This window comes from Paenibacillus sp. 1011MAR3C5, assembly GCF_003591485.1.
Classification (GTDB): Bacteria; Bacillota; Bacilli; order Paenibacillales; family Paenibacillaceae; genus Pristimantibacillus.
This window is the reverse complement of sequence record NZ_QZCF01000002.1, coordinates 868,031-892,629: the sequence shown is the minus strand read 5'-3', so window position 1 is coordinate 892,629 and position 24,599 is coordinate 868,031. Positions and strand designations below refer to the sequence as shown.

The 24,599-nt window shown below is 50.1% G+C and carries 23 protein-coding genes; 3 read left to right on the top strand and 20 right to left on the bottom strand.

The window, feature by feature from the left end; translation table 11 throughout:
• Positions 1 to 10 precede the first annotated feature (10 nt).
• Positions 11 to 271: an HPr family phosphocarrier protein gene (locus D3P07_RS09300; RefSeq protein ID WP_119799892.1), complete on the top strand. Its 261-nt coding sequence runs from the start codon at positions 11 to 13 to the stop codon at positions 269 to 271.
• A 194-nt stretch (positions 272 to 465) separates the two neighbouring features.
• Here the strand turns inward: D3P07_RS09300 and D3P07_RS09295 are convergent, their stop codons facing one another.
• From D3P07_RS09295 to D3P07_RS09265, 7 genes are all read right to left on the bottom strand, one after another.
• Positions 466 to 699 carry a hypothetical protein gene (locus tag D3P07_RS09295; protein ID WP_259391407.1) on the bottom strand — a complete coding sequence of 78 codons (234 nt, stop codon included), beginning with the start codon at positions 697 to 699 and terminating at the stop codon, positions 466 to 468.
• 47 nt (positions 700 to 746) lie between these two features.
• Positions 747 to 2,360, bottom strand: a complete 1,614-nt coding sequence (locus tag D3P07_RS09290; protein WP_119799891.1) for an ABC transporter permease — start codon at positions 2,358 to 2,360, stop codon at positions 747 to 749.
• Position 2,361: 1 nt separating this feature from the next.
• Positions 2,362 to 3,237, bottom strand: a complete 876-nt coding sequence (locus tag D3P07_RS09285; RefSeq protein WP_119799890.1) for an ABC transporter ATP-binding protein — start codon at positions 3,235 to 3,237, stop codon at positions 2,362 to 2,364.
• A gap of 169 nt (positions 3,238 to 3,406) precedes the next feature.
• A complete protein-coding gene (locus D3P07_RS09280) occupies positions 3,407 to 4,492 on the bottom strand; it encodes a sensor histidine kinase (RefSeq protein ID WP_119799889.1) in 1,086 nt (361 codons plus the stop codon).
• Positions 4,482 to 5,207: a response regulator transcription factor gene (locus D3P07_RS09275; protein WP_119800030.1), complete on the bottom strand. Its 726-nt coding sequence runs from the start codon at positions 5,205 to 5,207 to the stop codon at positions 4,482 to 4,484. Before D3P07_RS09275 ends, D3P07_RS09280 begins: the two co-directional genes overlap by 11 nt.
• Before the next feature lie 298 nt (positions 5,208 to 5,505).
• Positions 5,506 to 6,687 carry a multidrug effflux MFS transporter gene (locus D3P07_RS09270; RefSeq protein ID WP_119799888.1) on the bottom strand — a complete coding sequence of 394 codons (1,182 nt, stop codon included), beginning with the start codon at positions 6,685 to 6,687 and terminating at the stop codon, positions 5,506 to 5,508.
• Between the two features lie 682 nt (positions 6,688 to 7,369).
• Positions 7,370 to 8,017, bottom strand: coding sequence for a GNAT family N-acetyltransferase (locus tag D3P07_RS09265; protein ID WP_119799887.1), 648 nt, complete (start codon positions 8,015 to 8,017; stop codon positions 7,370 to 7,372).
• A gap of 193 nt (positions 8,018 to 8,210) precedes the next feature.
• On the opposite strand from D3P07_RS09265, the gene D3P07_RS09260 reads away from it, so the two are divergent.
• Together D3P07_RS09260 and D3P07_RS09255 are read left to right on the top strand one after the other, a co-directional pair.
• On the top strand, positions 8,211 to 9,092 hold the full coding sequence (locus tag D3P07_RS09260) for a deoxyribonuclease IV (RefSeq protein WP_119799886.1): 882 nt from the start codon (positions 8,211 to 8,213) through the stop codon (positions 9,090 to 9,092).
• A gap of 226 nt (positions 9,093 to 9,318) precedes the next feature.
• Positions 9,319 to 10,251, top strand: coding sequence for a tyrosine-type recombinase/integrase (locus D3P07_RS09255; protein WP_119799885.1), 933 nt, complete (start codon positions 9,319 to 9,321; stop codon positions 10,249 to 10,251).
• A 171-nt stretch (positions 10,252 to 10,422) separates the two neighbouring features.
• Here the strand turns inward: D3P07_RS09255 and D3P07_RS28025 are convergent, their stop codons facing one another.
• The 13 genes from D3P07_RS28025 to D3P07_RS09190 all read right to left on the bottom strand — a co-directional run bounded on the left by D3P07_RS28025 (position 10,423) and on the right by D3P07_RS09190 (position 24,520).
• Entirely contained in the window at positions 10,423 to 10,623 is a 201-nt protein-coding gene (locus D3P07_RS28025; protein WP_483870193.1) for a hypothetical protein, read from the bottom strand.
• Positions 10,624 to 11,697: 1,074 nt separating this feature from the next.
• Complete coding sequence (locus D3P07_RS09245) at positions 11,698 to 12,234, bottom strand: flavodoxin family protein (protein ID WP_119799883.1); 537 nt, start codon at positions 12,232 to 12,234, stop codon at positions 11,698 to 11,700.
• Positions 12,235 to 12,291: 57 nt separating this feature from the next.
• Positions 12,292 to 13,548, bottom strand: coding sequence for an ATP-grasp domain-containing protein (locus D3P07_RS09240; protein ID WP_119799882.1), 1,257 nt, complete (start codon positions 13,546 to 13,548; stop codon positions 12,292 to 12,294).
• 162 nt (positions 13,549 to 13,710) lie between these two features.
• The gene (locus D3P07_RS09235) at positions 13,711 to 14,940 is read right to left on the bottom strand and encodes an MFS transporter (protein ID WP_119799881.1); all 1,230 of its coding nucleotides are present in this window, start codon (positions 14,938 to 14,940) and stop codon (positions 13,711 to 13,713) included.
• Positions 14,930 to 15,877 (bottom strand): transketolase family protein, encoded by a 948-nt coding sequence (locus D3P07_RS09230; RefSeq protein ID WP_119799880.1) that lies wholly within the window; start codon positions 15,875 to 15,877, stop codon positions 14,930 to 14,932. Before D3P07_RS09230 ends, D3P07_RS09235 begins: the two co-directional genes overlap by 11 nt.
• The gene (locus tag D3P07_RS09225; RefSeq protein ID WP_119799879.1) at positions 15,874 to 16,677 is read right to left on the bottom strand and encodes a 1-deoxy-D-xylulose-5-phosphate synthase N-terminal domain-containing protein; all 804 of its coding nucleotides are present in this window, start codon (positions 16,675 to 16,677) and stop codon (positions 15,874 to 15,876) included. The genes D3P07_RS09230 and D3P07_RS09225 overlap by 4 nt, the downstream gene beginning before the upstream one ends.
• Positions 16,634 to 18,523, bottom strand: a complete 1,890-nt coding sequence (locus D3P07_RS09220) for a M20/M25/M40 family metallo-hydrolase (protein ID WP_119799878.1) — start codon at positions 18,521 to 18,523, stop codon at positions 16,634 to 16,636. Before D3P07_RS09220 ends, D3P07_RS09225 begins: the two co-directional genes overlap by 44 nt.
• A complete protein-coding gene (gene argC / locus D3P07_RS09215) occupies positions 18,523 to 19,563 on the bottom strand; it encodes an N-acetyl-gamma-glutamyl-phosphate reductase (RefSeq protein ID WP_119800029.1) in 1,041 nt (346 codons plus the stop codon). Before argC ends, D3P07_RS09220 begins: the two co-directional genes overlap by 1 nt.
• 8 nt (positions 19,564 to 19,571) lie before the next feature.
• The gene (locus tag D3P07_RS09210; RefSeq protein ID WP_119799877.1) at positions 19,572 to 20,894 is read right to left on the bottom strand and encodes a DegT/DnrJ/EryC1/StrS aminotransferase family protein; all 1,323 of its coding nucleotides are present in this window, start codon (positions 20,892 to 20,894) and stop codon (positions 19,572 to 19,574) included.
• Positions 20,891 to 21,553 carry a degT/DnrJ/EryC1/StrS aminotransferase gene (locus D3P07_RS09205; protein ID WP_119799876.1) on the bottom strand — a complete coding sequence of 221 codons (663 nt, stop codon included), beginning with the start codon at positions 21,551 to 21,553 and terminating at the stop codon, positions 20,891 to 20,893. The genes D3P07_RS09210 and D3P07_RS09205 overlap by 4 nt, the downstream gene beginning before the upstream one ends.
• 20 nt (positions 21,554 to 21,573) lie before the next feature.
• Positions 21,574 to 22,479, bottom strand: coding sequence for a RimK family alpha-L-glutamate ligase (locus tag D3P07_RS09200; protein WP_119799875.1), 906 nt, complete (start codon positions 22,477 to 22,479; stop codon positions 21,574 to 21,576).
• A 9-nt stretch (positions 22,480 to 22,488) separates the two neighbouring features.
• Entirely contained in the window at positions 22,489 to 22,662 is a 174-nt protein-coding gene (locus D3P07_RS09195; protein ID WP_119799874.1) for a lysine biosynthesis protein LysW, read from the bottom strand.
• A 175-nt stretch (positions 22,663 to 22,837) separates the two neighbouring features.
• Positions 22,838 to 24,520 (bottom strand): ABC transporter substrate-binding protein, encoded by a 1,683-nt coding sequence (locus D3P07_RS09190; RefSeq protein ID WP_119799873.1) that lies wholly within the window; start codon positions 24,518 to 24,520, stop codon positions 22,838 to 22,840.
• Positions 24,521 to 24,599 lie beyond the last annotated feature (79 nt).

Sequence of the window (24,599 nt, the reverse complement as noted above, 5' to 3'; positions counted from 1 at the left end):
AGGTAACGGTATGATTAGCAAAACATTTACGATTATCAACCCGACAGGATTTCACGTACGCCCGACCAAAGCGTTCGTCCAGGCGGCATCCGCCTTCCCTTGCACGATCAAGGTCGAAAACAAAGGCAAAAAAGTGAATGGCAAAAGCTCGCTCAGCATGCTTACACTGGGCATAGCGGCACAGGATGAGGTTACGCTTGAAATTGACGGCGACCAGGAGCAAGAAGCGATGGAGCAGCTCGGCAAGCTGCTGACCGACATATACGAATAAACAAGGAAGCCTCCAACGATTGCTTAACTGCGTAGTTGGAGGCTTTTTCTATTGGAGTGATCCTTCAATCGGAAAATAACCATAATAATAATTATGTAAACTATAATCATTACATTTATGCATGTATCGATATCGTTAGCACAGCGATAAATTTCCTGACTCCGAGCTTAGAAGCGATCTATTCTGGTATGGAGTTATTTTTTACCTGTGGAAAAGCTGAAAATCGAGATGATAAAGCCAATTAGGATCACTACGATAGGTGAACCGATGAGCAGGAGAAGTGAAGCCTCCATCCCTTCATAAGTGGTTGTTCCGATCACAATCGGTATCTCAACCCCTGACTGCGTTAGGATGAATAATAGGACGCCTATGCCAACGCCAAAGAGCGCAATTATCTTCATCATACCGGCAAATGATTTTGAGTTCATGTTTCATTCCTCCATTATTCAATCGATATAAACGATGATTTCGATTTTTACCGCTGGGAGTCTTGCGCTAGACGTTTTCTTGCCCCAAAAGCGACCATCCATAATCCAATGCTGATTGACAGATAGATGGAGTTAACCGCCAAGATGCTTCCCCCTTCAGACCTTGTGCCCAAAAAATCGAGATATGGCATTTTGTTAAGCGGACCCAGATACCAAACAATCATATATAACACCTCAAAGGTACGATTGGTCTTGGTCAGCACCCCACACGCAAGAGAGAAGCTCGGAATCAAAATAACAGCAGAAATCCAATAGATGAAAAGTCCAGCCTCTCCTTCGAGGATCATTCGCACAGCCATGCCTCCCCCCGTCATACAGGCCAGCATAAAACCTGAGACCCACACCGCCGATAACTGACGGGTGGCATAACGCGGGCTGGCAGCTATAAGATATTGGGTCTGATATCTGGTTTCCCGGCTTCCCATTCCAGCCCATAGCACCAGCGGCCAAATCCATGTTATAGGCCATATCATCCACTGAACCGAGGTCGTAACAGGACATACCAGACTCAGGACAAACAGGAGACCGGCGACGGCATACCACCCCAGCGAAGCACTCTTCATCATTAAGCGCCATTCTGCACACACGAGGGACAGAAAAGAATTTCGAGCGGATGCAGGGGGAAGTGAAGATACCTGGACGCGTGAGCCCTTGCGCTCGTATTCCACGATTTCAGCTCCGGTATTACCCCATTCCATCACGGTCTCCGCATGGGTCGATCCCTTGGCTGACTTCTGCCGTACCTGTTTTTCCCTCACTGCATCATTCCTAAATCCATGGAACAACAAAGCGGCTGCAATAATGAACAAGAGGGCAATTAGAAATAAAGACAGCTGTTGCAGCAGCAAAGCTCCGGTCCATTCCACGCCCTGCCATTCAAACAGCTCGAGCGGCCTATCCGGAACAAGAATGCCGATACTGTAGGAGCCTGAAAAGCCGGGTTTTATCGAAGCAAGCTCCTTAGTCATAGCCGATGTGATGACGTTTGGTCCGAATGCGATGTAACTTGAACCGGTAACGTAGATCAGAAAAAGAATGAAATAAAGGACATTGCCCAATCCGCCATTCAATAGCTGTCGGGTTTCGAACAGCACCGCCATTGCAGCAACGATAGACATAGCAGGAAGCGTCAGCATCAGAAAAGGAGACAGCAGCGCCCATAGCTCAATGTCCATCTCCTCTCCCCGGATCATCTGCATGAATATAGCGACTAGGATAACGACCGCCACGATGATGGATAAAACGGCATAATTGCTGACCGATTTCCCGATCAAGTAGTGGAGCTTCTTTACAGAGGTCGATGCAATAATTTGTCCGACTCCGGATCGTTTATCCCGCTGGATGCTGTTTTTCACCAAATAGAAGCCAAACAGGGCCAAAAACAAGGTGGTCGAGATCGCAACCGATCCGCCTATCCAAGCTGAGTTATAGATACCCCGATATTCATCCAAATACAGCGTGACATACCCGGCCTCAACAGGGGGGACGAAGAAATAAGCCGCCAATATGGTTATTCCCAACACAACTAGAAAGGAATATTGTCTGATTCTTTCAAGCAGATCGGCACGCGCAATATGATAGATCGTATGGTGCTGGCCCACGCTATGCGCCCTCCTCGTTCGCCCTGACGTACAAGTAGGCGTCTTCAAGGTTTGGCGGCACGGCTATCGCTTGCGGAACCGGCGGTTGATCCGAGACAATACGGAGCTGCAGTCCATCCTCTCGTCGAATAGTACCGCTAATGGTCCATCTCGTGCGTAATTCCTGAATGTCCTGGTCTTGAATGATGACCGACCACACCTTTCCCTTTACATTGCGCAGGAGTAAGGTTGGATCCGACTTCGTCAGCAGCCGCCCTCTGGAAATAATGGCAATCTGGTCGGCAGTCGATTCAATATCGGAGATGATATGCGTGGAAAAAAGGATAATTCTCTCGCCAGACAAGTCTGTCAACAGACTGCGAAACCGCATTCGCTCTTCCGGATCCAGTCCGATGGTCGGCTCATCGATGACGAGCAATCTCGGATCATTCAACAATGCCTGTGCAATGCCAATCCGCTGTCGCATTCCTCCGGAGAAACTGCCGATTGGACGCTTCAAGTCATGATGCAAATGCAGAAGCTCGAGGAGCTCCAGGATTCGGCTCTTCATCTGCCTGCCGCCCAGCCCCTTCAAGGCAGCGGCATATTCCAAAAACTCAATCGCATTCAGATGGGGATATATCCCAAAATCCTGGGGCAAATAACCAAGCAGGCGGCGCAGTTCATCCGGTTCCTTCCGAATATCCGTCCCATTCCAGTTGACCGTTCCGATCGTCGGTTGCGAGATCGTCGCAAGAATACGCATAAGCGTTGATTTTCCGGCGCCATTGGGTCCAAGCAAGCCTGTGATTCCCGGCTTCAATTGCAAGTTGATTTCTTGCAGAGCCCAGGTGTCCCTCCTGTATTGTTTACTTAATTGGTTTATCTCCAGTAGCATACCCTGACTCCCTTACCATTTTAATATAAGCATCAAGCCGCCCGCCGCAGGACGAACCCTGCTCCCTCAGTCATCATGCAGACAACGGGATCGGCAGCACAACCTAGCTTATATCGAATATTGTAGGGGATGAAAGTAAACCGCAAGTAAACGGCAGACAAAACTCAGCTTAATTATGAAGAGGCAGCTTAACGGATATGGAGGTTCCTTCATGAACAAGGCTTGTCGCCTCGATCTCTCCGCCATGGGCGAGCACCAATTGCTTCGCAATAGCCATGCCTAGTCCGGTACCCGCTGACAGAATATCTGTGGAGGTTCCGCGATAATATTTGTTGAACAGTTGGTCTAAAGCTGCTTCCTCCATCCCTACTCCGTCATCCGTGATCATAATATGCAGATGAGAGTCCTGCCTAATCTGAATGTTAACGTTGGTGCCTTCAGGATTGTGAAGTACGGCATTGAGCACCAGATTATGCAGCGCCCGCCCAAGCAGCTTGACGTCCAGCCGCGCTTCGATATGCGATTCGCTCGTTTCGAGGAATAGATGATGTCGCGCAGCACGGGGATCGTTGGTCACATCAACCACAATCCGCCGAACAAGTTCAATCAGATCGGTTTTTTCACGCTTTAAAGGGGGCTGCTGTTCGTCCAATCGAAAAGATATATTCAAATCGCCGATTAGATCCTCCATGTGGCTGGCTTTTTGCTCGATCTCCATCAGAAATCCGGTTTGCTCTTCTTTCGTCCATTCATATTGAGGAGAAAGCATCATCGAAGAATATCCTTTAATGTATGTGAGCGGAGTTTTTAAATCATGAGAGATGCCAGCGATCCATTCCTTCTTCATTTCATCTAGCCGGCTTCTTTCTTGCTTACTCTTCTCCAAAGTATCAGATAAGGTCTGCAGTTGGATAAACAGCTCTTGAAACAAGCGATACGGTCTCTTTAGTTTCTTCTTTTTGCTCGAGTAAATCTTCCAATGATTCTGCGGCTCCACATAGATTCCGTTAGCCAAGCGATTAATCCACCTGATGATATAATAAAGCGGCTTTCCTATTGACCAAGCAAAAACGATCATAAAGCCTCCAAGAATGACGTACATAGAAATTAACCCTAAGTTATCCTGACGAACTCCCTCTTGCGGTATCATCCATTCTGTTAGCGAGATAGAACCCGATATGGATAGTGCAAGCAGAATAAGACTGAAAATGACATGCAGAACCAGTCGAAGGCCCAGGCGATAATTAAACTTCATGGGCTGCTGCCTTCTGGGGCGGGATAAATTTATAGCCAAGATTACGTAGGTTTACAATAAATCTCGGATTCGAAGGATCGGCTTCAATTCTTTTTCTAAGTCTGGAAATATGGATCACGACCGTTTTTTCATCGCCAAGCAGTGCCTCTCCCCACACTTGTTCGTATAATTGAAGAGCGGTAAAGACTTGATTAGGATGCTCGCACAGAAAGAGCAGCAATTCGAATTCTTTGGCTGGACAAGGAGTGTCGATTCCATGGACGGTCAGCTGAGCGGCGCTTTTATGAATAGCGAAAAATCCGAAATCCAATCGGTTGGATTTCAGCTGGGCAGGAGATTGATACAGCGTTTTCCTCCGCAGTTGAGCCTTGATTCTTGCTGCCACTTCCAAAGGGTAGAATGGCTTGGTGATATAATCATCTCCACCGATGCCAAGTCCCATTAATTTATCCATATTGTCCGAACGGGCGGTCAAAAATAAAAGGGGCACCGATGTATGCCTGCGAATTTGCTGGCATAGTTCGAATCCATCCGTATCAGGGAGCATCACATCAAGCACAATAAGATCATAGGAGACAGCCTCTACCTTGCGCATAGCTTCTCCTCCCGTGGTTGCCATATCGATTTGTTTAAATCCTTCTTTTTCCAATACCGTTTTCAACATCGTCAAAATACCTTTCTCATCATCCACTAACAAAATATGCTCGTTTCGCAGCCTTGTCACACCCTTTACTCTTATCCTCGCTGTTCAATCTCTTGCCCAAAGGCGACAACTTGATCTAGATCAGCATCTGTCCTAGGGCCATTGCAAACACCTGAAGGTTATTCTATCATAATCTGGAATATTACGCGCTAGGGGCGAGAATGATGCAAAGGGTGATTCCCTCTCCCTTCCGGCAAAAATAAACAAAAAAAATAAGCGCCTCCCGCTTCGGCGCTTATTACGTAAGCTTACAATATCTCTTCTGACTTTCTATCTCATGTCAAATTCATATTTCTTTATACTTGTTCATCTAATTCTGTTTTCTAACCAAAACAAAGCCAATCACAGCCATTCCGATACTTAATGCCATAAAATAAACGGGCATGGTCATCAGTGAGCCGTTATGGAGCTGCCCCATCCCCATTGTGATAAGACTTACAAGCACATAATAACCTGAGCTGAAGACAGCTCCTGCTGTTCCTGCCACATCACGGAAGTCGACTAGCGCTAAGCTCAAGCAATTCGGCAATGCGATCCCTGCGCCCAGCAGCATGATGAACAGTGTGAATATCATCGACCAGAAGAACAGACGATCAGTCATGGCAGCAGCATTGCTGCCAATGAGCAGCAATGCCCCTACCGTCATGACGGCTAATCCGAGATGGATAATCGTTTCCGGGCGATAACGGGCCAATAAACTTTTCGACCACAGCGCCCCTGCTGCTGTAGCTAAGGCGACCATCATGCCCAGAAATCCATACAAGCCAGGCGACAACTTAAAGTAGTCGATAAAAATAAACGGCGCCTCAGCGTAATAACTGAACAGAATGCCATTAATGCCCCCGATTAGCAGCGCAAAAGCGATTACCCTCGGCGAGGCAATCATTCGCTTTATAACCGGTACGACAGCTGCGCGAGTTCTAGCTGCAGGCGGATGAGTCTCCGGCAAGCTGGCGTAAGCATATGCGAACAGTCCTGCACTCATGACGACCAGCACGAGAAATACAGCTTCGAATCCCCAAATTTGGTCCACCCAACCGCCAATAAGCGGCCCTACCGCTGGTGTAAAAGCGATAACCGCCGAGATTTGGGCAAACACAGCATGTCGAGCATGCCCCGATAAGCTCTCGCGCAGGATCGTCTGCGTAATGATGGAGCCTGTCGCTGCGCCGAATGCTTGGATGAGCCTGCTCACTAACAGCCATTCAATCGTTGGCGATAGCAAACACATCAAACTCCCGATGCCATAACACACAAGACCGGCTAGCATGGCAGGTCTTCTCCCGATCAGATCGGAAATCCAGCCCCAGCAGAATACGCCTATCGCAAAACCGATGAAATAAATGCTTAACGTCATTTGTACCAGACGATTTGCTGCGTCGAAAGCAGCCGAAATGTCCGGCAGTGAAGGGGTATAAATTGTTTCACTAATTTGCGGAAACGCGACTAAAACGATCATTAACAATAAAGATGGTACAGCCTTTTTATTCACGTTGCATGCCCTCCTACAAGCATGGTCTAATGGATCGTTATAGGAGGAGCACAGCTAGGGAAATGGCGGGACCATCGTTAAGATACGTTCATACGATGTCATGTCAATCACCTTATTGGAATGAATTTTAGGAGGGCTTGCTCATTAGGCTCTACTATAGCTCATTTTCGATTGGATGAATAGCCATTCATGATATATGGAGCCAATACGACTTACCCACATACCCGACTCATCGTCTAAGCTTTATTTTATTCCCAGCAGGCGATTATACAGTGACGGCGGAATGCAGGCTTTATCCTAATATCATAAAAGGGGAAAACGTTATGCAGCAATGTACACTTTTTCTCTGTGTTAACCTGACGCATAATGGAAGCATGACAAGAGAAAAAAGGAGTTGGCAACCATGTTCATGAATGATTACGTATCGCATCAGCTGTGGAAAGTTCGTGAAGCAGAATGGGAGAAACAAGCTCGCTTTACCCAAACATGGTTTACGAACTTAAAACGAAAGCTCAGCGCGTAAAGCAAGTGAGGCTGTCTCAGACACTTCAGATATAGATCATTTCTAGTAATCGATATCGCACAAAGCCGTCGCATACGCGACGGCTTTTTCTTCATTATAATGAGTAACAAGAAATATCAATGATAGAACATATGTTCCAATAGCGGTTTTAACCCACTTTTAGTAGGGATGAAGTCGTTCTTCCAAATTCGCACGCACCTCTGGCCACTCTTCAGCAAGTATCGAGTAATAGGCTGTATCCCGTATTCCGCCATGGCTGGCAGGCACATGGGCTCTTCGAATCCCTTCATATAACGCGCCGATCCGTTCAATCGCCTGTCGGGACCGTGTGTTGCGGGCATCTGTCTTGAGTGTCACACGAACCGAACGCCATACCTCGAAGGCGTGAGTAAGGAGAAGCAGCTTGCACTCCGTATTGACGCCTGTCCGCTGAGCGGAGGCCGAATACCAAGTGCTCCCGATTTCCGCTACGGTTGGCGGATTCTCATCAGATGGCGATAGGCCTTTCGCTGCGCCTGGCGGCCAAGGCGGAGGCCAGCCGAATACGTCCAGGTCAAGAAATCGCGTTGTTCCGATCATACGTTCTGTTTCCATATGACGTACGACAAAAGGCAGCATACGGCCTGCTTCCCAGCCAGACAAAGCACCTTGAATATAAGCTCGCGCTTCCTCTACACTCTGCGGAACGTTCGTATACGAATAAGTTGACCGATCCTCCATAGCTGCGGCATATAGATCGCCCGCATGCTCGATGGTCATAGGCTCTAGCCGGACAATCTTTCCTTGAAGCGTGACTGGAGACAGCATGGAATCCCTGCTTTCTAGATGAAATAGTATCCTATTTTCTTTTCGTGAATGGCTGCTTCCACATTACCATGAGAGCTTGAACGGAGCCAAGCCCTTTATCCTCCTTTTTGGTTGAGCAATAGAGAGCTTGCCGTGCTTACTGAACCCAAAACAAGGCAACAATAAGAACAAAAAGAGTTGAAGGATGAACGCAATGGCCTTATTAGTTGGTTCTCATGTATCGATGTCCGGCAAAAAAATGCTGCTTCAAGCTAGTGAAGAAGCGGCTTCTTATGGAGCGAATACGTTCCTGATCTATTCGGGCGCTCCGCATAATACGAGGCGCAAGCCATTTTCCGAGCTTAATGTGGAGGCAGGACATGCGCATATGAAGGAACATGGCATTAGCCATATCGTAGTCCACGCCCCTTTCATCATAAATTTAGGAAACACGACAGACCCCGGCCGCTTTAAGCACGGGGTGGAATTTCTACGTTCGGAGATTGAGCGGACGGAATACCTTGGTTCGGATCAGATTGTCGTTCATCCGGGCTCGCATGGCGGAGCGGGTACAGTTCCCGGTTTGCTCAAAATCATTGAAGGCTTAAACGAAATACTGACAGAGAAGCGCAATGTTCAGATTGCACTGGAGACCATGGCGGGCAAAGGAACGGAATGCGGCCGTACCTTTGAAGAGATCGCCGCGATCATGATGGGTGTCAAGCATAATGATCGTCTATCCGTCTGTATGGACACTTGCCATATTCATGATGCGGGATACAAGGTGAAAGAAGATTTTGACGGCGTGCTGGAGACATTTGACCGATTGATTGGTGTTGACCGGATTAAGGTTATTCACGTGAACGATTCCAAAAACCCTCGCGGCTCTCATAAGGACCGTCATGAGAACATTGGCCATGGTTACATTGGGCTTGAGGCACTGCGATATGTGGTGCATCATCCGCAATTAGATGACATTCCGAAGCTGCTGGAGACCCCATCTATCGGTGAGAAGAAATACAGCAATCCGCCGTACAAACACGAGATTGCCTTGCTTCGCGGCGAAGTGGATGAGCCCGTGCGCAAATCCCAGTAGTTCGCTAATGCGGTATGCTATCCTAGAATATTTCACTCTACCTCACTCATTTCCTGCCCAGTTTTACGAATCCAGCTACAAAGAAGACCACGAGAGCAGCTGCTGTCACGAAACGTCCTCCATTCGCGATATTCAGGCCCTTTTTCCCTTAAAAAAGGTGTGATAAAATTGCATTAAATCTATATTTAATGCAACTTTGATTACAAACAACGAGAATAGGTGTGACATGATGAGTTATCCACCCGAAACGTATGAGCGAGAGCTTCAATTATTCCAAATGTATATGAAAGACCGGGAATATGCCAAGGATACCCAGACAGCTTATCTTCACGATCTGAAGCATTTCCTGATCAACATAGACGGCAAAAAAATTACGGACATTACAAACATTGATGTTATGAACCATCTTACCCTCGTTCGTGAGACTGGAGCGGGTGCCCGGTATCGGAACCGGTGCCAATCGGCTATTCGCCTCTTCTACAAAGTGATGATTAAGTTCAACGCGGCATCGGCCAATCCCGCTATGGATATCGAGAAAGCCAAAGTGGATAAAAACCGCAAGCCTGCTTTTCTGGAAAAGCAGTACCTGGATTCTTGCATGGGGTTGATCGAGGGCAAGTATCGTGTACGCGATGTAGCGATTGTTGCGTTGATGGCTTATGCCGGTCTGCGCGTCAGTGAAATCGTAAAGCTGAATACAATGGATATCAGCGGAACCACGCTAAGCGTTCGAGGCAAAGGCGACAAGTGGCGCTACATCCCCCTTCCCCCGGAGCTGCTGGAGCTATTGCAGCATTATAGGTCGGACGAGCGGCTAGAGCCGCGCAACAAAAAGGACGAGCATGCGTTTTTTATATCGCAATTCGGGCGGCGCATTAGCAAACGGATGGTCCAGACGATTACAGAAGCGACGTTTGATTCGTTGAAAACGCAATACCCGCAGTTGAGAGGCATACCTCTTTCCTCGCATAAGCTTAGACATTCTTTCGCAACCGATCTGCTGCGCAGCGGTGTTGATCTTCGTGCAGTTCAAGAGCTGCTTGGCCATGAAGATATATCGACGACGCAAATTTATACGCATGTGCTGGATGAAACGAAGCAGCGTGCGATGAGCGGCGTCCGTCCTTCTATTCCAAGCTTTGCCGCAAGCGAATCATGAATTTAGCTAGATACAGCTGCAAGCACTAGAGGCTGGTCGAGATGACCGCCTCTACCTTTATTAATTGGCTATGTTAAATTCAAATGTTGATATTTAACCACAAGAAAACCGCCTTAGTTGAAAAGGCGGTGTAATCTATCGTGTCCCTATAGCGTAATAAAGGAGAACTCGTTATTTATTTATTGTTCCTTCGTTGATCAGCCTTTCTTTATCCTTCAAAGAAAAAACACCAGGCTCCCATTCCTCTAATTGTCCGTTCCCACCAATGATATGACCTTTATATTCATAAATGGAGGCATATACTTTCTTTTCTGTTTTTTGTTTTTCTTTTAGCATGTAGGTTATAATTTCAATTTCTTTATACGACTGCAAATCAATGCCTGCGATTGTTGCAGGTAGAAAGTTTTTTGTAGCTTGCGTTCTTTCGTTAATTTTTTCCTCAATATGCCAGCCAAACGATTCAAGATATTTAACATGTTTACCATTGTTCTGATCGCTTGACTCTTTACTGCAACCAATCAGGAAAACAAAACAACATAATATAAAATAAAGAATAATCTTTTTAATCTTAATGCACCTCCATTTTTCAAATTTTTACATTTTAATATTAGACGTGAAGACGCACATGAATGTTGCGAACAAGAATAAGCAGAAGGCCGAATTTATGCACGGATTCATGGAGGGCATTTAGCTCCTATGCGATTTCAAAAGGCTTGGCTCTAGAAATAACCGCATTCCAGTTGCAATCTACCACTTGATACATATATGAATGTTACTATAATAACCATTGTATACGTAATTATATTTATGTAAACTTAATATCATTAACAAAAATGGCAGATGACCATATCGATTTTCGATGCGGTCGTCTGTGATTGATTCCGAACCGCCATTGTCGGCTGCGAAGCCAGCGTAAGCTCGTCAAATATTCGCTGGTCGGCAGCCAGTGAGTATTCGTAAAGTGTCTTTATTGTCGCTTACCATCTCTTTTTTCCGTCAAACCCGAGATGTGTTCAAGCTATTGGCGATTTTGGCGTCCTATTCACGGGCCTTTTCTACTTTATCGAGGAATTGGAATCCCGAATGAATATGCTTCAACAATATTTAATGCAATTAAATTAAAGTATTTAATATAGCTAAATAGTTTATGTATACTTGATGCGGTTATGTCATTTAACCCCAAACAACTAAAATATACATAACTATTATTATGTTAACTATAGTTGTGTGTAATCAATCTGGAAGTAAAAACTCATCCCCTGCTTGGTTGTTTCTTATGAGAAACGAATTTGGCCAGCTATGGTTCACATAAGCAGTCTGACTTCCCCATGCGCACAACAAAAAAACCTTCCCGCTTGGGGAAGGTTGAAAGCGTAAAGACGGTGTATGGAATGAATCCAAAGATTCAACCTCTAGATCAAGATCAAGATTCGGCATAATTCTGTGCTACGCTTGCCAGTTCTTGCGAATTTCCTCGACGGCTGCCAGAGCCGCATCATCCTGCAAGATGTCGCCTGGACGATTGGCTTTGCCTAAAATATAGCCTTCAAACGATGTGCCCGTATATTCGAAAATATACTGAAATTGCTGTACAAGCGGAATCCCTTTCAAGTGCGGCTCATCATCGCCGACCCCTATGAGCCAAGCGGATTTGGCGGCTAATCGTGCTAGAAAATCCGTTTTATTTTCCCTAAGCGATTGGGACCAGCGATCAATAAATGTTTTGGTCAATCCCGATGGCCCATACCAGTAGATTGGCGTGGCAAATACGAGTTTCTCTTGATCCAGGACCCGGCTAATCACGTGATGATAATCGTCATCAGGATAGGGTTCCTCCTCGCTATGCCGATAGTCTTGAATTGGATGAATGGCATAGTCAGACAAATAAATATGATCGGCGTCGAAGCCGTCAACCAGCCGTTTGGCCAATTGCTCTGAATTGCCGTTGCGGCGCGAGCTGCCGTAAATGATTGCAATTCCCATTGCAAGCCACCTTTCCTAAGGAGAAAATGAATGAGCGTAGTTTTTTAATGACATTAACTATGCAATGCCTGCTTCTTGTTGCCGGTACACCACCTGTAAATTGCCCAGCAGCTGTAGAGCAAGCTGCTTCGCTTCCTGTGGCGTCTCGGCTGTAGTGATGAAGTAGCCAAGTCGGTCGTCGGAGCTTCTGGCAACGGCAACAGCATCGCCGGGTTGTGCGATGAGATGTGTGCGAACGATATGAGGATGTGTTTGAAGCGCAGCTAACCCGTCAATACTCTCGAACAAGCCTTCGCGATCTGCCGTTACGTATGCAATTGCTGCTGCACGTTTATATTTCTTCTCGATTTCGATCGGACGGTTCAAGTAATAGTTGACCGTCGCTTCGAACATATCAATTCCGAATGCTTGAACGAGCAAATCAGAGGAGATATTGTCGCCTCCCGGTCTCCCATTTACCTCGATGATACGAGGGCCGTTCGGAGTGAGCTTCACTTCAACATGACTAGGTCCGTTCACGATGCCAATCGCATGAAGCGCATCGACGGCTGCACGAATCAGGTCTTCTTCTTGCTCTGAATAGGACGGCGTCGGAAGCGTGTGTACAATTTCCACGAAATAAGGCAGCGGCGAGGTAAGTTTCTCCGTGACCGTTTGGAACAATGGCACGCCTTCGCTTAAGAATAACTCCACACTGAATTCAGGTCCTTCCAAATATTCTTCGATCAAATATTCGTCGCGTACCTTAAAGTCCATATACGTTGCTTTGAACTCTACAATCATATTAAAAGCTTCTTTCAAATCGGCTTCATTGTGGATGAAATAGACGTTTTGGCTGCTTGCCGCATTGGTAGGCTTCAGAACAACCGGATAGCCGATCCCCTCGGATGCAGCCAGCGCTTCTTCATAGGTTTTCACCTTCTTGAATTTGGCACTTGGCACGCCATGTTCCGCATAGGCTTGGCGAGCCAGGTCCTTATTGCGCGCCTTAAGCGCGGCCTCGTAAGGAATGCCCCTCAGTCCCAGCCGCTCTGCCACTTTTGCCGTCACGTGCGACGCATAGTCGGTCGCCGGGATGAGCGCATCCAGTTTTCCTGCATAGGGTGAACCTTGAATTGCTTGATAAAGCGATTCTTCCTCTCTGATGTCGGCTACGATCAGGTCATGATAGATGCCCTCGTAGCCGTATTTCTGCGGATTATCCGTTGACGATACGATTGAGATCACATTATGACCCTGCTCGTAAGCAACTCTTGCGAAGCTGACCCCATAAAAGCTGGGTTCCACAAAAGCTACCGTTTTTACTGATGACATTGTTAATCCCTCCTCAAAGGTTTTCGAAGAAAACCTGCATCGTAAGCATAGGCTTAGGTTTTCAAAGAAAACCTGCATCGTAAGCAATTCAACATCCAAAACCAGGAAGGCGCGGCTTGCGCAAACAGGATCTCTACTGAACAAGCCGCTCCCCCCTCCGTGCTAACTCAAATTCGCTTCTGCTTCCACCGGTTTCTTTTGCATGGCTCGGCTATTCAGAACGTAGTAGATGACAAAGCCGAAGAACATGATGCCGCTCATGCACAGGAAGCCGATACCTGGCGAATAACGGTCGATGATAACGCCAAGTCCAGTGGCTGATACCGTCTGCAGCAGCAGTGAGATCGCCATCCATACCGAAGTGGCCCTGCCCATATACGCCTTCGATACGGTCTCCATCAGCGTTGTCGTAATTAATATCCGAAGAGATGAGTTCGTAAGCCCGATCAAGACGCTGCCGGCGTACAGCAGCAGGATCGTGCTGTTCACGGCTACAGCAATCAAATTCAGCACAGCAACAAGGAAGAATAGCACTATGGCACCGTGCGGAGACAATTTCTTCGCAAGCGGAGCTGCGAGAAATCCCGACAAAAGGCCTCCTATGCCGTAGAACATATCCGATAACCCGAATACGACAGAATCGCCTCGTACGACCTGGCTGACATAACCCGGAAGCACGACGTTGAACACCATAGTCGATACTAGCGGGATAACCGAGACAATGCCGAGCAGGAAGATAAACGGCCTGTCTGTCAGATAGCGAATGCCGTTTTTGAACGTCACGATGAACCGCTCGCCCTCCTGCTCCGCTTGAATAGGCGTATAGCGGATTCGGCTCAGAAAGCCGCTGCTCACGATAAAAGCGGCGGCATTCAAGAGCAAGATGACCTCAAACCCGATATATTTGTACAAAATGCCCGAGAGCGCACCTGCCATAAACATGCCAACCTGCAGGCTGATCTCGATCAGCGAATTGCCGTGGATCAAATCCTTATCCGGCAGGATTTCCTGGACCAGACTTCGTGAGGCGGACATATAGAGCGCCCACCCCATCCCGTTAATGGCGGCGAAGGCATACAAATATTCGATACGGAAGTCTGTTGTAAAAAAAGCGGCAGCGATCAGCAGCAAAGCGGCGGCGCGGATGATATTAGCCCATTGAATAATCGACCTGCGGTTCCACTTGTCAATCAGCGTACCGGCGAAGGAAGAAATCAGGAAGCCCGCAATAACATTCAAAGACAGCATAAGGCCAACGGAAGTCAGCGAGCCGGTTACATCCATCAGATACCAGTTGGCGCCAATTGTACTCATGCCTACTCCGAAGCCCGATACAATATCCGCAATGAAGTAATGCCGAAAGTTCTTCGGCTTCAATACGCTAAAGATCATGCGCTACACCTGCTTCTTCCAATTGGCTGATTTGCTTCCGCAGCGGCTCAAGGCCAAATCCCAAATCATCCAGCACTTCTGTATGAGTGCCGCCGTAGACCGGCCAATGCTCGCCGCAAGCATGCGAATGGATTTCATGCTGCGGGAGAAGCAGCGCCAAGTAGGAAGCTGTACCACCTGTAGCGCGATGCTCCTCTACGACGAGGAAACGGTCAGCTATGGAGGTCAGCATCATGCGATAAGACTTCAAGCTGTCAATATCGACATAGCAGAGATGGGCATGCGCAATCGATGGATCTTCCGCCACAATGGCTTTGCACAGCTCGGTCGCTTGCTCTCCTACCGAGATTAGACATAGTCGTGAGCGAGTCCCGCCTCCATCCGCTCCGCCTTGCAGCAGAAGCTCACGGCAGCTTGCATCTTCCGGACGGTAGAGGCTATCGAACGTATCATTCCGGGATAGCCGGATATAGTAAGGCTCCGGCGAGGCGGACGCTTCTCTAATGACCCGTCTCGTTTCTTCTTCCCCGTGAGGGCAAGCGATTCGGATATTTTGGAAGGATTGAATGACGGCAATATCCTCTAGCGTATGATGCGTTGTGCCGAACCAACCGCCCGATACGCCGCCGTACGCTGCGACAACCTTGATATTTTTGCCCATATAGCCCATCGACAGCTTGATGCTTTCGGAAGCCCGCAGCGCGGCAAAGGCTGCGAAGGTGGAGAAGAACGGCACATAGCCCGCCTCCGCCAAGCCTGCGGCAATGTCGATGCCGGCTAATTCCGCGATCCCCACATTGTAGAAGCGTTCAGGATGCTGATTCTGGAACGGATGATTTTTGCCGCCAAGATCGGCTTCCATACAGATGATTCTCTCATCTGCATACGCGAGCTTTGAGAGTTCGTCCTTATAGGCGTCACGGCCAGATAGCGTCATAGCAGGCTCACCTTCCATCTTCGGGCCAGCTTCTCCGGTATTTTCGCATAATGCGCTTCCGGATTGCCCTCAATAGCCGGTACGCCCTTTCCTTTAACGGTCTGGGCCAGAACAGCGACCGGACGGACGGGATCAGGCTCCAGCGCTGCCAATATCTCTTCAAAGCGGTGGCCGTCAATCTCTCGGACGGTGAAGCCGAATGCTTCGAAGCGTTCACGCAAGTTATGGATCGGCGATATATCCTGCACATAACCGTCGTTTTGTCCGCCGTTGCAGTCCACGACATAGATGAAGTTGGCGAGCGACTGGGCTTGCACGATTTGCGCAGTCTCCCAGCATAGTCCCTCCTGCAGCTCTCCGTCTCCGCCGATGACGATGCTGATGCCGTCCGTACCCTTCAGCTTCTGGGCAAGTGCCCATCCTGCTCCATACGATATCCCGTGGCCAAGACTGCCCGTAGCGAACGGAATACCGGGCAGCTTATGATTGGGATGCCCCGTGAACAATGATCCTGCGCGTCCATACCCGGCTGCCGGGTTATCCGCGATCGTTCCGTTCACATATAGCGCGGCATATAGCGCTGCTGCCGCATGTCCCTTGCTTAACAGGGCAAGCGACGCGGGGTCATCGACTATCTTCGCATAAGCTCCAATCAGCAGATCAATGACGGACAGACTTCCGCCGATATGGCAGCCTGTCGGTGTCGCAGCCATATCGATGATCAGCTCTCTGGCTTCTTTCGCTTTTCTCAGCAGCTCAGGAATAGCTTCCCTGCTTGGAAGCGATATCGCTTGCTCCATTTCGAACCTCCGTTCGCAGCCGGAACCACTCGCTCACGGCTTCTCTCAGAATTGATCGCGCGCCCTGTGCCTCTGCATGATGCAAGTATTCTTCGTTCGTATGGTCCAGACTGGAATCGCCGGGACCATAAGCGACCATCGGAACATGCTCCCAGGTAGTCGCGAGCGTATTCATATCGCTTGTGCCGCGCTTCTTGAGATAGCGAACGGACTTGCCATGCTTGGCGAAGCTTCGGACGAAAGCCTTAACAAGCGTATCCGATCGCGGATTGGCAAAACCGGGCGTCGTACGCAGCACTTCTATCGTGATCCCTTCACCCAAGTTCAAGTCAACGAGGTCCTTATAGTTCTTTCCCGCCGCAGGAGAGATGCGAAAGTTCAGCGTTCCGGCAACAGTGGAATAACCTTGCTCCTGCTGATGCTCGATATCAATCAGCGAGGATAAACCTTCGGGATCAATAGCTCTTACGCGCTGGCGAATCTCGGACACGACGCCATAGAGCTCGTCGATGACGCTGATGGTGTCCTTGGCCGCCGTATGCTCTTGCGCCCGGCGAATCGTTATATGCAGCTTGAACAGGCCGTAATATCCCAGCGTCAAGCTGTCTTCCCCGCTCGGCTCCCCGATGATAACTGCATCAGCCGTATAATGGTCCCGAATGAAGAAAGCTCCCTTGGAGGAAGAAATCTCCTCCTCCACCGCTCCGATGACAAGCAGAGAGCCCTGCTCCGGTACAGCTGCATCCTCCAACATGTGCAGGAAGTTAACGAAGCTGCCCTTGGCATCCACGACTCCCCTGCCGCCTACGCCTTCCGCATCGGCCCGAACCGGCCATACATGCGGAACCGTATCGATATGTCCCAGCAGAAGCAAGGTGTGCGGGCCGTTTCCTTTCCGAAAAACGATGTTTCCCGCGCCATCAATCTCGCCCGACACACCTCGTCGCTTTCCTTCAGCCAGCAGAAAACGGGCAAGCTCATGCTCATCGCGCGAGACGGATGGAATAGCTGTAGTCCAATGAAGCAACTCATGCTCCGCTGCATCGCGGTTGAACGGCCAAAACCAGGTGCGGCCTCCTTCCAGCGTATGTGGGCCCGCTATGCTCACATCGCTGACGCCTCCTTCTATAGCAAGCCGTGCGGCGCGAACCTTCTGCTTCATCCGGCCTTGCGCCGCGTCGACCTCATCGTCGGCATAGATATGCCGGATGGTAGAGCCCGGATCTCTAATATCGCGAAGCAAGCCGGGTGTGCCAGTGACGAAGCGCAGATGGTGGGCATCCAGTTCATTGGCTAGATGGGCAGCCAGCACATCTGCGTCAATATTAATGTAGGAGGCCAGCTCGGGGTCCCAGATCGGCGGCGTCAGCACGACGACATCGAAGGCTTCAAGCGCGGACAGCAGGAACGGCTTCAGGCTGTCTGTGAACGTGCCGAACATCGAGTCGCGAACAATAATGGTTCGCCCATCGCGAATGGCCTTAATCGGCTTTGCTTTCCGGCCGCGAACAAGTCCTTGCTCCCCGCCGAGCTGGGCATAGACGGTCAGCCCTAACGCTGATAGCTGGTCCCGAGTTACCGACAAAATGTATTCTTGGTACGCTTCACGGATATAAGGCATTTCCTCCGGCGAGCAATATCTGGCTTCATCACCGGATGGGAGCGTCAAGAACGGCATCGTACGGTCAATGGCCGCATATTTCTGCCGGATGGCTTCCGCGCCTCCGGCGACCAGCAGCAGCCGGTTTCCCCGCTGAACAATTTCATGGATTTCTGCAAAAATGTCTGGATGGTTCACGATTGTGCTGCTGCCAAGCTTAATGACGTACAGGCTTTCTTTTCCCATTAAGGCCACGCTCCTTCTCCGTCGAACCGAAGCCCTGTCTCCTCGGGAAATCCGAAGTACAGGTTAGCCGCTTGCACGGCTTGACCTGCCGCGCCCTTCAGCAAATTATCGATCGTAGCGATCGAGACGCAGCTGCGTCCATCGACATAAGCGCCCACCTCGGCGATGTTCGTACCGACGACCGTTTTGATCATGGGCGTACCGTTGCCGGAGCTGAAGTAATGCAGGAATGGCTTGCTTGCGTACGCGCTGAAAAAAGCTTTCTTCACATCGGCTGCAGATACCTCCTTCTTCAGATAGGAGTAAGACGTCGCCATGATGCCTCGCGGCAAATCCAGGCTAAAGACGGAAAACTGCAAATCGACGGTCTGCTGAAGGTGAAGGGACAGCGCATGCTCAATCTCCGGGCGATGCCGGTGGCCGTGCAGCTTGTGTGCCCGGAAGTTTTGCGAACGCTCCGCATGATGCTCGGTCGTCGACTTCCCGCCGCCGCTGGAGCCGGTCTTGGCGTCGGTGATGACGCGCTGCTCGATCAGTCCTGCGGCAACGAGCGGATACAGCGTATAGATGGTCGCTACCGCCATGCACCCTGGCAAATTCACGATTTTGGCTGAACGGTCGATTTCGCTGAATTCGGGAATATAGTAATGCGCGATTCCGTCAAAGCCATGCTGAAGCGACTCCGGATAATGCTTTTGCAGCAGATCCGCATCGGACAGACGGTAATCGCCGCTGACATTGAAGATGTAATCGGTATGCTGAGCAACGCGCTTGGCGATCTTCGGCAATTGCCCCGTGGGCAGGCAGGAGAAGATGGCGTCGTAATGACCGTCCAGATCGGCTGCCTTGCTGAATTTCAGGGAACTCGGCTTCTTCTTGTGGATGGAGCCGACAAAGTATTTGTCCACGGGGAAGCCGGCCTTCGACTCCGAAGAGATGAAGGCGACCTCGAATTCGGGATGTCTGCCGAGCAGCCGATACAGCTCAGCGCCGGTAAAGCCGCTGCCCCCGAGAATGGCTACCCGTTTTTTGCTAGTCATCGTATCCGTCATCCTAACCGCGCGTCTCTTTCATAAAGCACCGTCAAATCGCTGCTTCGCGTGGCCAGTTCCCTGATGGCCTTCGGATTGGCGTCGATTTTTTTGAAAGCAAGCGCATAAGCCTGGATACGTTCGTATTCAATCGGCGTTCGCAGCTCGCGGCATATCGTGAGCGTATTGCGCAGCATCCTAAGCGTTTCGGGGAAATGGCGAAGCTCATACCCGAAATCCTGGCGCTCCGACAGCGAGAATGGGTAGCCGTTGCCGAAGCCCTTGCGGTTCTTGAACGGCAGATGTCCCGGAATCGGCACGTTCTGCCACTCTCTGGCGTATACGCCTTCCTCGTTAATGAGCTGCTGTACCGCATCCTTCACCCGGTAATCCTCCAGATCATCCAGTCCGAGCCGTTCAGGAGACAGCTTCACGCGATACATATTGTAGCTGTGATTGTAGCCCTCGGGGACAAAGGGGCCGCTGAACAGCTCCGTTCCTTCCAGCTCCTTCGTCAAATACGCAGCGTTGCGCGCACGTATGGCGTCATAATAGGGCAGCCGATCCAACTGGCTAAGGCCAAATGCGGCGGCAATCCACGACATCCGGTAATCGATGCCCGACGAGCGGAGGAAGCTAAGCGCCCGATCATAATCTGCCTTCTCTCGGAAGAAGGCAATGCCGCCTTCTCCACCAACGGGGAAGTTTTTATCCGCCATCAGGCTTTGCCCGGCTCCGTCACCGATAGACCCCGCAATCTGACCGTTAATGGAAGCCGAATGCGCATGGGAAGCATCCTCGACAAGCCAAAGCGAATGACGATCGGCTATAGTACGCAGCGCATGCAGGTCTGCCGGCAGGCCGTGTACATGCACAGGCATAATCGCTTTGGTCTTGCTCGTAATGGCGCGCTCGACTTTCGACGGATCTAGGCAATACGTGACGGGATCAATATCGACGAAGATCGGAATCGCCTTGGCTGCGACGACCGCTTGCGCGGTAGCAATGAACGTGAAGGCCGGGACGATGACTTCGTCGCCGGGCTGAACCCCAACGCCCACGAGCGCCAGATGCAGACTGGACGTGCCGCTGGCCGTCGCTATAGCGTAGTTGGCGCCTACATACTTCCGGTAAGCTTCCTGGAACTCCTCTACGACTTGCTCTCCGTCCTGCTGGATGGAGACGAACATCTGAATCAGATCTTCCTTCGCAATGATTGGAAAATTTGTCTTCCGGACATCCTCCGGTATAATAGACGGCCCGCCAAGGAAAGCGAGGGGGTCGCTCACCCATTCTTCCTTCGGCAGAGCCAGCGGCTTGCGTATGAAATCGGTCTTCATGAGGCGTTGTTCCTCCTTAGCAGCGTCAGCTTCACGCATGCGGCTACGAGCGGACTTAGCCGGTAATTGAACTGAACGGCCGGCTGCAGCTCAGGCTCGCTCTCTTCCTGAGTCCACATCGTCTGCAGATCGAAGGCGCCGAATATTTTGAGTCGCTCTGCCTTCTTCCAGAACAGCTCGTCGGAAGCAGCGATTGCGGCTGCTGGCCCGAATCCAAGTCCCGTAAAGTCCAGCACGAGCACGGAGGCCGCAGCGCGCGCTTGCTTGATAGCTGGCTCCAGCTGCTCCAGATTGTCCCAGCTCACATGAACGGTTGCATAGGCGATCGGAACTTGAGAATCTTGTACAAGAGTAATGCCGAGCCACTGGAGAAAATTGCGCTCTTGCTCGCTCGGCCGGGCCAGCCTGGCAGTAGAGCCATGAACGAGATCCTGGCCCCAAAGCGCGCCGTGCAGCGCGCCTGTATACGTATTGAATAGGGAAACATAACGGGTCTGAGTCAGCTTGGCAATGCTTTTCTCCAGCCCTTTAAGCTCTTGATCGTTTTTTTCTATACTCATAATGACGCCTGAATTGAGTACCCGCGATAGCACAAACGATAATGAAAAGTAATGCTCCTTCTGTATGACCGTCTTTGGTTTAATCAGCGTCTCTCCCATGAATGGATCTCCTCTCTCTATCAAGTATGAATCGTAACGTTAGCAAGCTGCCCGCTATTGACTTGTTGATCGATCGTTTCCTTCACGTATTGGGCGATATGATAAGCGACATCCACCCCATGCACCTTCCATGACTTGGCGAATTCCGGATTCTGATTCACCTCGCATACGACGTAACGCAAGTTTTTGTAATCAAAAAACAGGTCTGCACCGTATACGCCTTCTCCCAGCACCTCCATCAGCTTGCTGCTGATGGAGGCAATCTCGTCGTTGATCTCAATCGGCTCAATCTCTGCGCCTAGATGGGTATTCGTCTTCCAGTTCTCCGCGGATACCCGCCGGAACGCCGCAATCGGCTTGCGGCCTACGATTACGACCCGTATGTCATAATCCCCCTTCTCTACATACTCCTGTACCAGTACCGGGAACGATTGGTGGCTGGGATCCACCGATTCTCTCGCAGCAATCCAGCCGTCCAGACACTCTCTTCCCGTTATTCTTGCTATTCCCCTCCCCCATGACGACGTCGCCGGCTTAATGACATACAGGTTGTCAAAATCATTCAGCGCGTCGTACAGCTTGGCGGGCGTAAAAACGACTTTAAACCTTGGCTGCGGAACGCCGTGCTTCTCGAATACGATCGCCTGGTGTATCTTGTTCGTGCAGATCGTAATGGCTTTGACCGAGTTTAGTGTGGGCAGACCCGATAATTCCAGCAGCCGCGACCGATGCAGTGCGCTCCTCTGTGACAGGCACCGTATCAGGGCGATGGCGAAGGAGGCTTCCTCTCCCGTGCCAAGCGGCAGCTCCATTGAATCCAGATTGACATGAACGCGCACGCCCAGCTCGCCTAGATAGCCGGCAATGCGCTGTTCCTCTTCCCTGAGCTTCGTCACGCATAATAGCACTGCATTAGATGGCATCATAGTGGCTGATTACTCCCCCCAGGTTTCTTCAATTTCCGGTGCCAGGGCGATCGAGACCAGATGGGATTCGACCTGCACTTCATGCTCCTGGCCGCAAGAAGCGCATTCCACAATCTCGCCTGTAGATGCTTGCTCCTCCACCTCAATATCCGACCTGCACACCAAACAACTCAAATTTGCCATGTTTCTTGCACCTCCTAAAGGATTGGTTAAAGCGATTTATTATAAAGGAAATATCCTCTACAACCGTAAGTTGAAGCGCATGCGCGAGCTAGAGAGGCTGACGCGCATGCGCAGGTCAGCTCAGAAAAGTAAGCTTGGTCAAGCAGGAACCCAATTGCTGATAATGCTGGCCGAGTTATTTTACAGCAATATCCCACTGGTTGACGTTGTTGAACGTACCCAGATTAAGCGGCTTGCCGACAAGCACATCCTTGGATACCACCTGAAGCCGCTTCTCGGAATAAACCGCAAGCGTCGGCACATCCTCGTGCAGCACTTCCTGCAATTGATGGTAGATTTCGTGGCGCTTCGTTTCGTCGATCTCCTTCTCGCCCTTCTGGATCAACTCATCAACGAGCGGATTGTTGTACCGGATGACGCTTTCGGGATCGTCGCTCTTGTAGGTCGTGAAGTATAAGCTAGGTTCGATATAATAGTCTCTTGTAAAAATCGTAATATGGTGCTCGCCTTTCTCCACCTTGTCGATAAGTGTAGGGAAATCGAATTTCTGCACGTCGATCTTGAAGCCGACGGCCTCCAGATTTTGAACCAGTATGTCAGCCGCTTGCTCCCGTACTTTGTTGCCGACCGGAATGAGGAAGGTGAGCTTTTGATTCGTATCCCAGTTCGCTTCTTTCAGGAGCTGCTTGGATTTTTCTGGATCGTAATCATAGTTTTTGATAGTCGCGTTGAAGTAGGGATGTTTGCTCGGAATGCCGCCGTCAATAATTTCGGCCTGCCCCTTCAGCAGTTTCTCGACGATCTGAGGACGATTAAGCGCATGGGCAATCGCCTGTCTGACTTTCTTGTCCGGCAGCTTCTCGACATTGAAAAACAGCTCGGCGGGCTCAGAGGCTGGCGCCGAAGTGACGTTCACATTGTCGAAGCCGGTCACTTTATCGTAATCTGTAATCGGGACAAGCCCGACCGGCAGGGAGTTCATCTGGATTTCTCCCGTCTGCAGCTGCGCAACGAGGTTCGCGGCCGGAAGCACTTTGATGAAGATCGTATCGATCTTCGGCACGTCGAGATAATAATTGTCGTTCTTCGTCACCTCGACATGCTGGCCTTGCACATAGCTGGCGAATTTGTACGGCCCAATCGTAACCGTCGGCTTCTGGAAATATTCATGGGTGGCAAGCTGCTCCGTATTAACGTCCTTCAAAATATGTTCGGGCAGGAAATTGACCTTCGCGCCAAAGCGTTCGTTGAATACGAGGGGATCAATCGGCGACTTCGTTTTGATCTCAAAAGTCGTCGCATCGATCACCGTGAGACCCGCAATGTCGTCGACGCCTTCATCAAGCTTGCCGGCTTCGTTCAAGCCTTCAATGAAGTTAAGCTGGAAAGAGGTATCGACCTTCGGGTGAAGCGCGGACTTCAAGGTGAATGCGACATCCGCAGTCGTGAACGGCGTTCCGTCGTTCCACTTCGCGCTTGCTTTCAGCTTGATGCGATACGTTTGTTTGTCCTGCGTCTCAATGGAATCTGCCAGCTTCGGTATAAATGCGGCTTCATCCGTCACATCGAGCAGCGCATCGTTCAGCAGATTGATGGGAGCGAGCGACGCGGAGCTGCCTTGCGTATTGATCTGGTTCAGTGTGACCGGCGCATTAACGATGCCGATTGTTAATGTCTTTGGAGCCGCAGGTGTTGCGGCAGGCGTCTCTTGGGTTGGATCAGCGGTTTTCTCCCCGGCTGACTTGGCCGAAGGATTTGCTGCGGGGCTTTCCGGCTTACTGCAAGCCGACAGCAGCAGCGCCAATATGGCGGCCATCAGTAAAATTGATTTTCGAGTTCTTGCTCTTCTGTTCAACATGGTTTCTCTCCCCTTATCTTTGTTTCATGAATTTGATCGTTTGTGGTGCAATGGGCATCCGACCAGCGGTGGAACGAGC

Bases quoted from the DNA above. Each gene is read 5' to 3' on its own strand.
- D3P07_RS09225 (WP_119799879.1), bottom strand. From the start codon at position 16,677: ATGGAGCAAGCGATATCGCTTCCAAGCAGGGAAGCTATTCCTGAGCTG.
- D3P07_RS09220 (WP_119799878.1), bottom strand. From the start codon at position 18,523: ATGGGAAAAGAAAGCCTGTACGTCATTAAGCTTGGCAGCAGCACAATC.
- D3P07_RS09285 (WP_119799890.1), bottom strand. From the start codon at position 3,237: ATGCTACTGGAGATAAACCAATTAAGTAAACAATACAGGAGGGACACC.
- D3P07_RS09235 (WP_119799881.1), bottom strand. From the start codon at position 14,940: ATGATCTTTAGCGTATTGAAGCCGAAGAACTTTCGGCATTACTTCATT.
- D3P07_RS09210 (WP_119799877.1), bottom strand. From the start codon at position 20,894: ATGAAGACCGATTTCATACGCAAGCCGCTGGCTCTGCCGAAGGAAGAA.
- D3P07_RS09200 (WP_119799875.1), bottom strand. From the start codon at position 22,479: ATGATGCCATCTAATGCAGTGCTATTATGCGTGACGAAGCTCAGGGAA.
- D3P07_RS09240 (WP_119799882.1), bottom strand. From the start codon at position 13,548: ATGTCATCAGTAAAAACGGTAGCTTTTGTGGAACCCAGCTTTTATGGG.
- D3P07_RS09265 (WP_119799887.1), bottom strand. From the start codon at position 8,017: ATGCTGTCTCCAGTCACGCTTCAAGGAAAGATTGTCCGGCTAGAGCCT.
- D3P07_RS09245 (WP_119799883.1), bottom strand. From the start codon at position 12,234: ATGGGAATTGCAATCATTTACGGCAGCTCGCGCCGCAACGGCAATTCA.
- D3P07_RS09280 (WP_119799889.1), bottom strand. From the start codon at position 4,492: ATGAAGTTTAATTATCGCCTGGGCCTTCGACTGGTTCTGCATGTCATT.
- D3P07_RS09205 (WP_119799876.1), bottom strand. From the start codon at position 21,553: ATGGGAGAGACGCTGATTAAACCAAAGACGGTCATACAGAAGGAGCAT.
- D3P07_RS09230 (WP_119799880.1), bottom strand. From the start codon at position 15,877: ATGACGCTATCTGGCCGTGACGCCTATAAGGACGAACTCTCAAAGCTC.
- D3P07_RS09260 (WP_119799886.1), top strand. From the start codon at position 8,211: ATGGCCTTATTAGTTGGTTCTCATGTATCGATGTCCGGCAAAAAAATG.
- D3P07_RS09195 (WP_119799874.1), bottom strand. From the start codon at position 22,662: ATGGCAAATTTGAGTTGTTTGGTGTGCAGGTCGGATATTGAGGTGGAG.
- D3P07_RS09255 (WP_119799885.1), top strand. From the start codon at position 9,319: ATGATGAGTTATCCACCCGAAACGTATGAGCGAGAGCTTCAATTATTC.
- D3P07_RS09295 (WP_259391407.1), bottom strand. From the start codon at position 699: ATGAACTCAAAATCATTTGCCGGTATGATGAAGATAATTGCGCTCTTT.
- D3P07_RS09190 (WP_119799873.1), bottom strand. From the start codon at position 24,520: ATGTTGAACAGAAGAGCAAGAACTCGAAAATCAATTTTACTGATGGCC.
- argC (WP_119800029.1), bottom strand. From the start codon at position 19,563: ATGACTAGCAAAAAACGGGTAGCCATTCTCGGGGGCAGCGGCTTTACC.
- D3P07_RS09300 (WP_119799892.1), top strand. From the start codon at position 11: ATGATTAGCAAAACATTTACGATTATCAACCCGACAGGATTTCACGTA.